The sequence below is a fragment of the Mesorhizobium sangaii genome (assembly GCF_014207355.1).
GTDB lineage: Bacteria > Pseudomonadota > Alphaproteobacteria > Rhizobiales > Rhizobiaceae > Mesorhizobium > Mesorhizobium sangaii.
Genome location: NZ_JACHEF010000007.1, coordinates 1 through 12,959, shown reverse-complemented (window position 1 = coordinate 12,959; position 12,959 = coordinate 1). Strand labels below are relative to the sequence as shown.

Annotated in this window: 10 protein-coding genes; 9 read left to right on the top strand and 1 reads right to left on the bottom strand. The window is 60.9% G+C overall.

The genetic code is table 11. The features are described from left to right. The 8 genes from HNQ71_RS27720 to HNQ71_RS27685 all read left to right on the top strand — a co-directional run bounded on the left by HNQ71_RS27720 (position 1) and on the right by HNQ71_RS27685 (position 8,304). A complete protein-coding gene (locus tag HNQ71_RS27720) occupies positions 1–576 on the top strand; it encodes an invasion associated locus B family protein (RefSeq protein ID WP_184876411.1) in 576 nt (191 codons plus the stop codon). 13 nt (positions 577–589) lie between these two features. Continuing rightward, positions 590–1,258: a hypothetical protein gene (locus HNQ71_RS27715; RefSeq protein ID WP_184876409.1), complete on the top strand. Its 669-nt coding sequence runs from the start codon at positions 590–592 to the stop codon at positions 1,256–1,258. Positions 1,259–1,432: 174 nt separating this feature from the next. Next, the gene (locus HNQ71_RS27710; protein WP_246462180.1) at positions 1,433–1,825 is read left to right on the top strand and encodes a DUF4189 domain-containing protein; all 393 of its coding nucleotides are present in this window, start codon (positions 1,433–1,435) and stop codon (positions 1,823–1,825) included. After that, complete coding sequence (locus tag HNQ71_RS27705; protein WP_184876407.1) at positions 1,822–2,355, top strand: invasion associated locus B family protein; 534 nt, start codon at positions 1,822–1,824, stop codon at positions 2,353–2,355. Before HNQ71_RS27710 ends, HNQ71_RS27705 begins: the two co-directional genes overlap by 4 nt. 366 nt (positions 2,356–2,721) lie before the next feature. Continuing rightward, complete coding sequence (locus tag HNQ71_RS27700) at positions 2,722–4,170, top strand: TolC family protein (protein WP_184876405.1); 1,449 nt, start codon at positions 2,722–2,724, stop codon at positions 4,168–4,170. 39 nt (positions 4,171–4,209) lie between these two features. After that, positions 4,210–6,342, top strand: coding sequence for a type I secretion system permease/ATPase (locus tag HNQ71_RS27695; RefSeq protein ID WP_184876403.1), 2,133 nt, complete (start codon positions 4,210–4,212; stop codon positions 6,340–6,342). Between the two features lie 41 nt (positions 6,343–6,383). Next, positions 6,384–7,673 (top strand): HlyD family type I secretion periplasmic adaptor subunit, encoded by a 1,290-nt coding sequence (locus HNQ71_RS27690; protein ID WP_095084456.1) that lies wholly within the window; start codon positions 6,384–6,386, stop codon positions 7,671–7,673. After that, complete coding sequence (locus tag HNQ71_RS27685) at positions 7,663–8,304, top strand: ribbon-helix-helix domain-containing protein (RefSeq protein WP_184876401.1); 642 nt, start codon at positions 7,663–7,665, stop codon at positions 8,302–8,304. The genes HNQ71_RS27690 and HNQ71_RS27685 overlap by 11 nt, the downstream gene beginning before the upstream one ends. Positions 8,305–8,409: 105 nt before the next feature. On the opposite strand, the gene HNQ71_RS27680 is transcribed toward HNQ71_RS27685, so the two are convergent. Beyond that, positions 8,410–9,354, bottom strand: a complete 945-nt coding sequence (locus tag HNQ71_RS27680; RefSeq protein ID WP_184876399.1) for a transglutaminase-like cysteine peptidase — start codon at positions 9,352–9,354, stop codon at positions 8,410–8,412. A gap of 324 nt (positions 9,355–9,678) precedes the next feature. On the opposite strand from HNQ71_RS27680, the gene HNQ71_RS27675 reads away from it, so the two are divergent. Then, positions 9,679–12,959: DUF5801 repeats-in-toxin domain-containing protein (locus HNQ71_RS27675; RefSeq protein ID WP_246462179.1), on the top strand; the 3,281-nt coding region annotated here is incomplete at its 3' end.

Sequence of the window (12,959 nt, the reverse complement as noted above, 5' to 3'; positions counted from 1 at the left end):
ATGAACAGGCAAACCAGCCTTGCCCGCTTTGCCGTGCTGACTTGCCTGGCGCTTTGCGGCGGGCTCGCGCCGGCTGCCGGGCAGGTTGCCTCGCAATACAGGATCAAGCCCTCGGACGTGGCGGTGCCTCCCGAAGTGAAGCTTGGGGACTACCAGCGCACCATCCGTCCCTTCGGAAATTGGACACTGATCTGCGACGAGAACCTCAAAGCTCGCAAGAAGGTCTGCAATGTCTCGCAGGTCATCGAGGACACGTCCGGCAAGATGGCCTTCAGCTGGTCGCTGGCCGCCACGCAGGACGGCAAGCCGTACATGATCCTGCGCACCGCGCCGAACGCCAAGAGCGACGGCCTGGTGTCGCTGAAGTTCGAGGGGCGGAGCGAGGCGATCGACGTTCACCTGAACGGCTGCAACGAAATGGTCTGTGTCGGGATGTTGCCGGTGGGGCCCGTGATGCGCCAACAGATCTCGCAGAATGCGACGCCGGCGATCTCCTACTCGACCGTCGACGGCCAGACGATCACCGTGACCGCAACACTCAAGGGGCTGACAGACGCCCTTTCGCCAGTCAAATAACCGGGGCAGCATCATGAGCCAGCAGGACCAGTTGACGTCCGCAAAACGAAGCAGCCCGGCCGTCGAGGCGGATAGGCGCAGACTCGTCGAACCCGCGCGGCGGCGGTGGCCGCGCCTCCTCGGATTTTCACTGTTGGCGCTGGTCGTGGCGGGCCTTGGCTTCGTCGCCGGGAACTATGCCGCGATTACCAACCTGGTCGGCAGCGCGACGGCCGCGCAGCCCGAGACAGCCAACCTGGCGCTTCCGGACACGCCCTTCCTACAGCACGTCAAGCAAGCCGGCGTGCAGGCCTGTTCGACGATCTTTCCGGTGCTCGGACAGATTTTGACGACCGGCACGAAATACAGCGTCAAATCATTGTGGAACGACCAGGCCGCCGACAAACACGCTGTCCAGGCCTTTGTCGGCATGGACTATGCGACTGAACGATATAGCGGGCCGGCCGCCGGCGTCGTCTTCGCATCGCCCACCGCTTCGGGTTGCGAGGGGGCGATGGTGCGGGTGGCGCCGTTCGCCAGCCCCTGCACCGACATCCCGTCCATTCTTCCCAGAGGCAGCAAGATCACCGACCACCTCGGCCGGGTCGAGGTCTACGAGCTTGGCGGCAACGCGGGGGAAGCCCTTCTCCTGCCGACAGGCAACAGCTGCGTGGTGATCTCCGTTGCTTCGGCGGCGAAGTAAGAAGGCGAAGCCATGGCACTAAAGCACGTCGCGTCGAAAGGGATTCGGGCGACGCGTTTTAGGTCTTTGTTTTTATGCATGTCGTTGTCCCAAAACCGGGGCCACTTTTGGGCGACATGCATTAACCCTGCGGAGGATTGCTGACGATGAGATCGGGATCTGTGGCTACTGTTCTTGGCATTGCCTGCTCCGCCACCTCAGCAGGAGAAAGGCATCTGGGCGGCGATCGCCTATTCCAGTGCCGATGTAAAATACGGCTTCTTCTGGGGCGCCGACAAGCGGCAAGAGGCGTCGGACACCGCGCTCAAGCATTGCGAGAACGCGGGCGGACAGAACTGCACCGTCGTCGCCGTGTTCCGCAATCACCGCCATTGGGATGACGACGACCAGACCGGCTTCCCTTACAATCATTGCGGTGCGCTGGCCGTGGCCGAGAAGGCAGCCGACCGGCTCACGCCGTGGGGCGCAAAGTCTGCCCAGACCCGCCGGGAAGCGGAAGACCTCGCCTTGCAGGCCTGCCAGGCGGCAGGAGACAAATGCAAGATCCGCGAGTGGGTCTGTACATGAAGCGTGGCCTCAAGGCCGTCTCCACATGCGAGGCAGTCCTATTCTCTTTGATATCGCCCGCGTCGGCGCAGCAGAAGGGGGCTCTTCCAGATGGACCGTCGTCCCTGCGCGAAGTCTTCCAGGACTGGAGCGTTGCCTGCTCCGTTCGGGAGAATGCAAAGACCTGTTCGCTTTCGCAGGACCAGGTTCAGCAGAACGGCCAAAGGCTTCTTGCCGTGGAGCTTCAGAGGCGTGCGGATGGTTCTGCAACGGCCACCCTGCTTCTGCCCTTCGGCATATTGCTCGATGCCGGCATAACGCCCCAGATAGACGATCAGCCGCCATTGTCCCAGCAGCGGTTCAGGACCTGCCTGCCGACGGGTTGCATCGCGGTGTTTTCCATTGATCCGCCGACGCTTGCAAAGATGAGAAGAGGCTCGGTGCTGAAGCTCAATGTCACGACGGATGCGGAGACCCAGCTGACATTTCCGGTGTCGCTTGGCGGCCTGACCTCGGCGCTCGACCGCATGGCTGCGCTAAACGCACGTTGAGAAACGCAGTCCGTTCACTCAATCAATCCTTGACCCCCCGAAAACTGCTGTAACAGCGATCTGCCTTCGGTTTGGTCGCAAATAGCGGCTGTCCCTGCTTGATTCTCCGCGCCTTGGTTAACCACCTTCCGTTTTTTGTCCTTTTCCCCACTTGGCAGCGTCAGGATACGATCGCAGGGGGTCTATGCTTATGTGCCATTTTTGTTACATTTAACAATCTTGTGGCCTGAATCATCGATTTAGCAGCAGCTAATTCAATAATTCCTCACACATTTCGTGAAACTGTGGATAGTTCTCGGAGGCAGGCCTTGGCTTGGTGTAGCGCTCGCGAATAAGGGTGCTGGGGGAAACTTTAGGGTGGGTTATATGAATAAAACAAGCATCTCGGCCGTCGGCAAGCGCCTTGGTCTTTTGATGGCGGCTACAATGCTGACCTGCGCGAGTGCTCATGCGCTCACGCTCAAGGAGGCGATGGCTGTTGCTGTGGAATCCAATCCCGAGATTGGACAGGCAATTGAAAACCGCGAAGCAATCGAGTTCGAATTGCGGCAGGCCAAGGGCCTTTATCTTCCAAGTGTCGATGTCGAGGCATCGGCCGGAGTTCGTCGCCTCGACAATTCGTCCCGGCGCTCACTGTCGATAGAGGACGATTCGCTCTATCCGGCAGAAGCGGATCTGGTGGTTACACAGAAGCTATTCGACAGCGGAGCGCGGCGGGCGGAATTGAACCGCCAGGCATCGCGGGTCGACGGAGCGTCCTTCCGGGTGCTGGAGCGCTCGGAATTCATCGGTCTGTCGGTCGTCCAGGACTATCTTGAATACATGCTGCAGGCTTCGATCGTCGCCGAAGCCAAGAAGAACCTGGGTTTCCATCAGGCGATACTCGGCGACATCCGGCAAGGCATCTCGGGCGGGGCGCTGAACGAGGCCGACCGGCAGCAGGCCGAAGAGCGTCTGTTCGCAGCCAAGGCACGCATGCAGGAGGCGACCGAAGAACTGGAAGCCTCCAGGATCCGGTTCTTCAAGACCGTCGGGAAGCCGCTGGTCGATGCATCGAGGCCTGGTGATGTCGCCGCCGCACTGCCGAGGTCACTTGATGATGCGCTGGGCCTGGCACGACAGAACAATCCACGCGTTCACATGGCCACCAGCGATATCGCCGCTGCTGCTTCCATGGTGGATGCGGCCCGGGCGAAATACGGCCCCGAAGTCCTGGCCGAAGGCCGTGCCAGGGGAGGGTATGACATTGACGGCGACAATGGCGACGCCAGTGACCTGCAGGCGCGTCTGGTGCTGCGTTGGAACCTTTATCGAGGCGGCATAGACAAGGCCAATGAACAGGAACAGATCCGCCGTGCCAGCGAACAGCGGCTTGCCTATCACCAGGTCTTGCGTGAAATCGAGGAGGCTGTCCGCACGTCATGGGATCGCCGTTTCCGGCAAGCCGACCTTGCAAAGACGCTCAGGCTGCAAGCCGCTTCCAGTGAAAAGCTGGTTTCGTCCTACCGCGAGCAATTCAAGGTAGGGCAACGATCGCTGCTCGACGTGCTCGATGCGCAGAATACGCGGTTCAACACGGCAACGCTGGCGGACACAGCATCCTATGCATCGCTGTTCGCCCAATACCGGCTTCTGGCTGCGACAGGTCAATTGCTGAAAACGATGGGTCTTCAGCCGGCAAAGCAAGCGACGGCCTATGCACGATCCGAGTTTAACGCACCAGAAACCGCGGACACTGAGACCTATGCGCGGACACCATCGGAGCAGAAGAACGACCTGCCTTTCGATATCCTTGCGCCAGTGAGGAAGAAGTAGGACGGTGCAGGGTCCAGCGAGGGTCCTTACGGGCATATCGTGAACCAGCAACCCAACATCCTCTCCCCCAAGGAGGCATTCAAAGCCTGCTTTTCAGCGGTCGCCGGCTATCTTGGCAGGCCGAGCGCCGAGACAGTGCTGTTTGCCGGGGTGCCGATTTCAGAGACGCGAATTGAGGTAGAGGATATTCGGCACCTTGCCGAGCGCATCGGCCTCGAGGTCAAGGACGTCAGTCATCGCGATTTCTTGCGCGGACGCGTCGATCTTCCCGCCATTCTGTTTCGCGCCAGCCAGTTGCCTGTCGCCCTGCTCGCGGAGATCGAGCCGGGCGAATACCTGACCGCGCCCCAGGAGGACGGCCGCACCACGATCAGCAGATCCGAGCTGGCTGCCAGCTATATCAGCGGCGGCGCGTCCTTCTCGATCACCTACGCCAATGCCACCGAAGCGATGAAGGTCGGCTCGGCGCAGAAGATCGAAAGGCGCCATTGGCTGACGGGGACGATGGGCGCCTTCTGGCGCACCTATTCGAAAGTCGTCCTTGCAGCGATATTCATCAATGTTCTGGCCATCGCCTCACCCATCTTCACGATGAACGTCTACGACAGGATCCTGCCGAACAAGGCAATATCCACACTGTGGGTTCTGGCCATCGGCATCGGTGCCGTCATCCTGTTCGATCTGCTTCTGAAGACGGCCAGGGCCTCCCTGATCGACTATGCCGGGCGGAAGGCGGATGTTCGGATATCGTATCTTCTGTTCGAAAAAGTGCTGAACTCGTCACTGTCGGCGCGTCCCGGCTCGACCGGCGAATACGCGAACCGAGTCACGCAATATGAGTTCGTCAGAGAGTTCTTCACTTCGAACACGATCAGCGTGTTCATCGACACGGCATTCGTCTTCGTCTTTCTTCTCGTCATCTATGCGATAGGCGGCTGGCTGGTGATCATACCGGCGCTGGCCTTTGTGATGTCCGTCATCGTCGGCTTGATTACCCAGCGCCGCATCGGCAAGCGCGTCGCCGCCTCGATGAACGAAGCTTCGCAACGCCAGGCCCTGCTGGTCGAATCCATTTCCACGCTGGAGACGATCAAATCGCTGCGCGCCGAGGCGTATCTGCTGCGAAAATGGGGAGAGCATTCCAAGAACGCCGCCAACACGTCCGAGAAGATCAAGCAGCTCTCGGCGGCCGCAGGCAACATAACCCAGTCGATACAACAACTGGTGACCGTCGCCCTGGTCGTGGCCGGCGCCTACGCCTTCTCGGAAGGACATGTCTCGACAGGAGCAATCATAGGAACGGTCATGCTGGCGAGCAGGGCGGTGGCGCCGCTCGGCCAGATCGCCATCACGCTGTCCCGGTTTCGCCAGGCCATGCTTTCGTTGAGGATGGTGAACTCGATCATGGATCAGCCGGAGGACCGGCCGGACACGGTGGGTTTCGTCAACCGACCCATTCGCAACGGGGCGATGGCGTTCAGGAATGTCGGGTTTGTCTATCCCGGTTCGGAAAACGAGGTTTTGACCGGTCTGAATTTCACGGTGAAGCCGGGAGAGCGCATCGGCATCATCGGTCGCATAGGATCAGGGAAGACGACGATGGGTCGGCTGGTCGGCAGGCTGTTCCTGCCGACCTCCGGTGAGCTGCTGCTGGATGGGATCGATATTCGCCAGTATCACCCGTCAGAGGTTCGCGCCGCTGTCGGCATCGTTGCGCAGGCTGGCGATCTGTTCTCGGGCACCATCAAGGAAAATCTCCTGATGGCTTGCCCGGAGGCTACCGATGAGCAAATCATCGAAGCGGCAAAGGCGGCTGGCGTCGACGATTTCGTGTCACGCCATCCGCGTGGTTACGACATGAATGTCGGCGAGCGTGGCACCAATCTTTCAGGCGGCCAGAGGCAGACGGTGGCGATCGCACGCCTGCTGCTGACCAAGCCGAAAATCGTCTTTCTGGATGAACCATCGGGCTCGATGGATCTCGCATCGGAACGCCAGTTGATAAAGCAGCTCAAGGTCGCCTTTGACCGCGACACCACGTTGATCGTGTCCACACATCGCTTCAGCATGCTTGAACTGGCCGACCGCCTGATCGTTATCGAGCAGGGCAAGATCGTTGCTGACGGACCGAAGGACCAAGTTATACAGGCGTTGCAGAAAACAAGCGCCTGACAGAACGAATTGAATGCATCCAATGCGTTGGGGCGTAGGAAATGCTTGCCAGGGAAGATAGGCCGCCGCTCTTTGCGTCGGCGTCCATATTCATCATAGGAGCGCTTTTCGTTGTTTTTGTCGCCTGGGCAGCCTTTGCCGAAGTCGATGAGATCGCGCGAGGCGACGGCAAGGTGATACCCGCTTCCAAGACCCAGATCATTCAGGCGAGCGAAGCCGGTGTCGTCCAGGAAATCGCAGTGACGATTGGCCAGGTCGTGAAGAAGAATGATCTCATCATCCGTCTCGACAACACGCTCAACACCTCCAGCCTTGGCGAGCAGCAGGCCAAGGCGCGAGCCTTGCAGGCGCGCATTGCGCGGCTCCAGTTCGAGCAGAGTGGCAATCTCGAAGGCGCATTTCCCTGTCCGCCCGAGATCCAGAAGGCAGCGCCCGAAATCTGCGAAAACGAGCAGAAGCTGCTCGTCGCGCGCCGCGAAAACTTCGAAGTCAAGCTGTCGGTTCTCAAGTCGCGCCTCGATCAGCGCCAGAATGAATTGGACGAAGCCTCTGCCAATCTAGATCGTCTCACCAAGAATCTGGCTGTTAGCGACCAGGAAAAGGAGCTGGTCGATTCCATGGTCAAGAAGGGGCTGATGGCGAGGACTGAGCAGATCCGCGTCGAGCGTGAGCATACCGAACTGCAAGGGCAGTTGAACCTCGCCGGTGAAACCATCAAGAAAACCAAGGGGGCTATCACGGAAGCCCAGCTTCAGGTCGACGAGCTCGGCCTGCAGTTGCAGCAGGAAGCTCTGAGCGACCTGACGGAGGCGCTGGCCGATCTCTCGGTGGTCGATGAGACCATACGTGGCGCAACCGACAAGGTCGCGCGCACGGATATCCGGTCTCCAGTGGATGGGATTGTCAACACGCTGGAGCTGAACACGGTCGGCGCCTTCGTCCAGCCTGGAGCGGTCGTGGCCGGCATCGTCCCGACCTCCGAGACCCTTTTGGTCGAGGCGCGGGTTTCACCGCGAGATGTCGCCTTCATCCGGCCGGACCAAGACGCACTTATCAAGGTCACCGCCTACGATTTCTCGATCTTCGGCGGCATCGAGGGTAAGGTCTCCAATATCACGGCCGACAGCCTGGTCGACCAGAAGACAGGCGAACCCTATTACCAAGTGCGCGTGTCGACGGACAAATCGACACTCGAAAGAGACGGCAAGGCCTATTCGATCATCCCGGGCATGATATGTTCCGTCGACATCAAGACCGGGCGCAAGACGATCCTGAATTATCTGTTGAAGCCGATCAACAAGGCACGTCAGGAGGCGATGAGTGAGCGGTAGCGCCAGCTCTCCTCTTCCAAGTCACGAGCGGCTGCTGCCTCCTGTCACGGCTGAGGATTTTGGGCTGGAATTTCGGGTTGTCGCACGCGGCGGCGTACGACGCGGCATCCGTTTGGAACGGGCCTTCTGGGTCTCGCTGAAGCAGATGGCCGAAAGCAGGAAGTGCACGATCGGCATGCTCATCGATGAGATTGCCGAAAGCCAGGCACAGACAGGCAACCTGACATCCGCAATCAGGGTGGCCTGTATGCGTGGTTTGGGGGAAGAAAACCTGACCTTGCGAAGGCTTGCGTCGATCAACACCATCAACGCCATAGTGGTCGCCTGCCCGTCGCCAGCCTTTGCCTTGGCATCGTCGAAGAAGATCCTGACGTTCAACGCGCCGTTCCAGCAACTGGTCAAGCGTCAGTTGCCGATAGCCCCAAACGATGAGGCGCGTCATGACCTCAAGCTGGCGCTGGACCTCAATGTAGCCGACATATTCGCCCGGCTCGACGCCAATGGCCAAGCGCCGGTGGCTACCGGCTTTGTCATCGGCGCCGGTGAACGTCGATACCGAGGTCATCTGAATGTCGTGCGGGCCCCGGTGGTCGAGCCGGAGTTGCTGATGGCGTTCGTCTTCGGCGGCTAGAACGCGTCACGTTGAACTGGATTCAGCCGATGCGCTCACGCTCTGGCTTCATGTAAACCATTGTCGCAAAACCACTTTTGGCGACATCCGATCTTGCCGGGAAATCTATGGCTGAAAGCCTTCGCCCGGCGCGACGGTCGCGAAGCCGCCCTTGATCTCAGCCATCTGGGCTGCGCCCGGTTTCGAGCCGTGGATCCAGGCCCGGTCCGTGCTGAACGAATAGAGCGGAACGTAGTCGGGAAGATCGCTATCGCGCACGACGGTGTTGCTGAGGCTGTCGAGAATGAACGTGCCGCTGCCTGTGCTCACCGACAGCACCGCGTGAAAGAAGCCTCGCTTGCGGTCCTGCAGAACGACGAGCGCCATGCTTTGCGTTGGGATGCCGGCTCTCAGCAGAGCCGTCATCTTGAGGATGGCAAAATCCTCGCAGTCGCCGGCTCGCCGTTCGAGAATTTCCGATGGCTTTGCCCAATAGTCGAGTTTGCCGTAGACGACGCTGTCTTTCCTGTAGGCAATCAGGTGATTTACGCTGCTGTTGACGAAGGACAGTTTCTCGCTGAACCCCTTGCCCTGGGCAGCGGAGACCATGCTGGCAAAAGCCGCACTCTTGCGCTCGCAGGCGCTGCCTGCCGAGCAGCTGGTGATTGCCCGGTAGACGGGCGCCCAACGAGCCGAGACGGGGAAATTGCGCATGGACAAGGCAACCGATCCGAATACGCCGGGAATGATCGATGCCGTCTGCACCGGATCTATCCCGGCACCTCTGCGCTCCGTCGACGAGCCATCCCCGCGATCAGCAAATGCCGGGCCGTAGCTGCCGAAAACCATGCTGATCCGGTAAGGAGCTGCAGGCTGCCAAGGCTGCGGCCTCGCCAGCGAAACACCGCCGAGACAGGGCGGTGTCAGGACCCTTTCCAGAGGCGTGCCGGTAGTGGCAGCCTCCCCGGAAACGGCATTTGCGAACGATGGTCCTGCCAGGCCGACAAGGCCGATTGTCAGCAGGAGCACCTTGAGCCCGGTTTTCCCCAGGACTGTTTTTTCTTTTTTCATAGCGCCCACCTTTGACTGTGGACGCTACCAATCTTGTCTCAAATTATTGGAAAGGAAGGTAGATAACTTTACGAAAAGTGGCTTTGTCTATTTTATCTAAAATTTTATTTGATTTTATACTTCTATTTACCAAGAGACCGGGTCCAGCCTCCGGCAAGCGAGCTACGTGGAAGCCGGCATATATCAGGTTATATGTTCGAGGTTTACCAACGCGCAAAAAATGCTGGGGCAAGCATATCGGAGTATATGAAATAGATTGCGGGGTTGTTGCAAAGCAGAAGTGGCCAATGTCTCTTGCCGGGAAATGTCGGAGGGGTTTCAGCAATGACCACCAATAATGAGTTGGACAGTTCTTCGGGTTCCTTGAACGAGCATTCCGCGTCCAGCGAACACAATGGTCAGGCATCGCCGGGGGAGATCCTGGTCGCACAAGCAACTTCGACCCAGCAGCCCGCGCCGGCAGCGGCCGAACCGGTGCCGGTTGATGTTGGCGGAGCGCCCGCCAAGCCGGAAGCGCCGGCGACAGCAAACGCACCCGCGGCGACGGCACCCCAAGAATATGTGGCTGACGCCAGCAACATCGTGAAACTTCCTTCCAACGTTTCCATCGACAACATCAAGGTCGACGGCCACAACCTTGTGCTCGAGCAGGCCGACGGCTCGGTGATCGTCATCAAGGATGGCGCCTTGAACGTGCCGACCTTCGTCATCGGCGACGTCGAGGTGCCGCGCGTTGCATTGCTCGCCGCGCTCGAGGCGAGCCATGTCGACGTTGCCTTCGGCGCCGACGGTTCCATGTCGGCCGGCCCGGGCGGTTCGCCACCCAGTGCAGGCGGGAATTTCGAAATCCCCGCCGGCGGCATCGGCGACGGGTTCGGTCTTTCGGCCCTGTTGCCCCCGACAGACTTGCAGTTCGGGTTGCTGGACCGGCGCGAGCTGACGATTGGCGTCGCGGAAAAAGACTCCACCCCCTCGATCGACCTCATCGGATCGGCAACAGTCAACGAGGCCGGCTTGCCGGCGCGTGGCGGTGAGCCCGCCGGGTCGGACGCGTCCGCGTCGTCGGAGACGACCTCGGGCAACATCGGCTTCACTTCGCCTGACGGCGTGTCGGTGGTCTCGCTCGACGGCCATGTGCTAAGCGATGTGGCTCAGACCTTCACCGATGGGACCGGCTCGCTGACGGCGAGCTATGTCTTCGATGCGGCGACCGGCATCGGCACCATCCACTACACCTACACGCTTCTCGACAACACCTCTGGCAACGCCACCAATGTGAGCTTCCCGGTCGCGGTGACGGATGCAAATGGCAATCCGGCCCCGGGCGGCAATCTGGTCATCAACATCATCGATGATGCACCGACGGCAGTTGCCGACACCGACGCGGTGGCGGCGGGTTCGCACGCGCCTATAGGCGGCAATGTGATCAGCGGCGCTGGCAGCGACGGCAATGCGGCGGGCGCCGACACCAAGGGCGCCGATGACGCGAAGGTCGCGGGCGTTGCCGCCGGCACGACCAATGCCGATCTGGACAGCGGCGTCACACTGGGCACGCCGATCCACGGCGCCTATGGCACGCTGACGCTGCAGGCGGACGGCTCCTACAGCTATGTGCGCGATGCCGGCACGCCTGGCGGCGTCCACGACGTTTTCACCTACACGATCAAGGACGGCGACGGAGATCTGTCGCATACGACATTGACGATCTCGATCGGCAATTCGACACCGACGATCGGTGACCTGACGCCGGCAGCCGGTGGCGGCGACGTCGTCGTCAACGAAAATGACCTGCTGGCCAACCGTGGATCCGGTGAGTCGGACGGCTCCGACACTGCCAAGGAAAGCACCACGCAAGGCGGCACCTTCGCCATTTCCTCGCCCGACGGCATCGCCTCGCTGGCGATCGACGGCCACACCTTCATCACCAATGGCGCGTTCACGGCGGGCTCGTTCACGACGGCGCTGGGCAACACGCTGACGGTGACGGCCTACGATGCCGCGACCGGTCAGGTGAGCTACACCTACACGCTCCTCGACAATGAGGCGCATCCGGCCGTCCAGGGCACCAACAGCCTGTTCGAGAACTTCACCGTCACGCTCACCGACCAGGACGCGCAAAGCGTCAATGGCACGCTGTCGGTCAACATCGTCGACGACGTGCCGACGGCCACGACCGAGGCTTCGCAGAATGTTCTGGAAGGCGCGACCATCACCGGCACGCTGGACTTCGTCGCCGGCGCCGACGGCGCCACGGTGACGCATATTGGCGCCACCGCCCTGGTCTTCGGCGGCGACGGCTACTCGCAGGCGATCGACATCGGCGACGGCTTTATCAAGGTCAAGGCCGACGGTAGCTATTCATTCACCGCCAACAGTCCGGTCATTGGAGCCGGTGCGGCCTCGGCGACGTATACCGTGACGGACGGCGATGGCGACAAGGCGACGGCCGGCATCAGCTTTGCGGTGACGGACGCCAACCATCCGACGACCGGCACGGCAGCGGCCGCGGTCGATGATGACGGGGTTGCCGGCGGCAATGCGGCAAGCACGGCGGGCGACATCGACGCCAATGCCGGCGAGGTTCCGCTCAGCGCCAGCGAAGCGACCTACAACGGCACGCTGGGCGGCAGCGTTGGCGGCGACGGCGCCGGTTCCAACGGCTTCTCGTTTGCGACGCTGGACGGCACCAGCGGGACGGTCGGCCAGGAGAACGTCACCTACAGCTGGAACGCCGCCAGCGACACGCTGACGGCGACAGGTCCACGTGGTGATCTGTTCACGGTGCATGTGACCGATCCGGCCACCGGCTCCTACACGGTGACGCTGCTCGACAACGTGCTTCAGGCACAGGGTCCGAACGACGAGAATAATGCGACGGTCAACCTCGGCTACGTGATCACCGACGCTGATGGCTCGACGGCACCGGGAGCGCTGACCATAACCTTCAACGACGATGCTCCGACGGTCGCGCTGGCCGATGTGAAGCTGCCGTCGCTGAGCGTCGACGAGACGGATCTGACGACCAACGACACGCAGAGCTTCGCCAGCGCCTTTACGTCCAATTATGGCGCCGATGGCGCCGGCACGATCACCTATGCGCTTGCCTTCAACGCCGGCGCGACCGGGCTGGTCGACACGGCGAGCGGCCAGGCGGTGGTGCTGAGCCTCGAGGCTGGCCAGGTGGTCGGCCGTGCGGGCGCCGGCGGTGTGATCGTGTTCACGGTCAGCACCGATGCGTCGGGCAATGTGACGCTCGACCAGCAGCGGGCGGTCGTCCATCCGACGACGGACCCGAACGAGCCGGTCAGCCTGAACGCCGACAATCTGGTGACGCTGACCGCAACGATCACCGACAAGGATGGCGATCATCAGTCGGCGACACTGAATATCGGCAACAACCTGACCTTCCTGGATGATGGCCCGTCGATCACGAGCGCGGTTGTCGGCAGCTCGGTGACGCTTGACGAGACCAACAACGGCTCGACGACGGACGGTGTGCTGAACCCGGCTCTGATGACGGCAACGAGCGCTGCGGCGATCGTGACGGTGACGTCGAGCTTTGGCGCCGACGGCGCCGGAACGACGGCCTATGCGTTGTCGGTGAC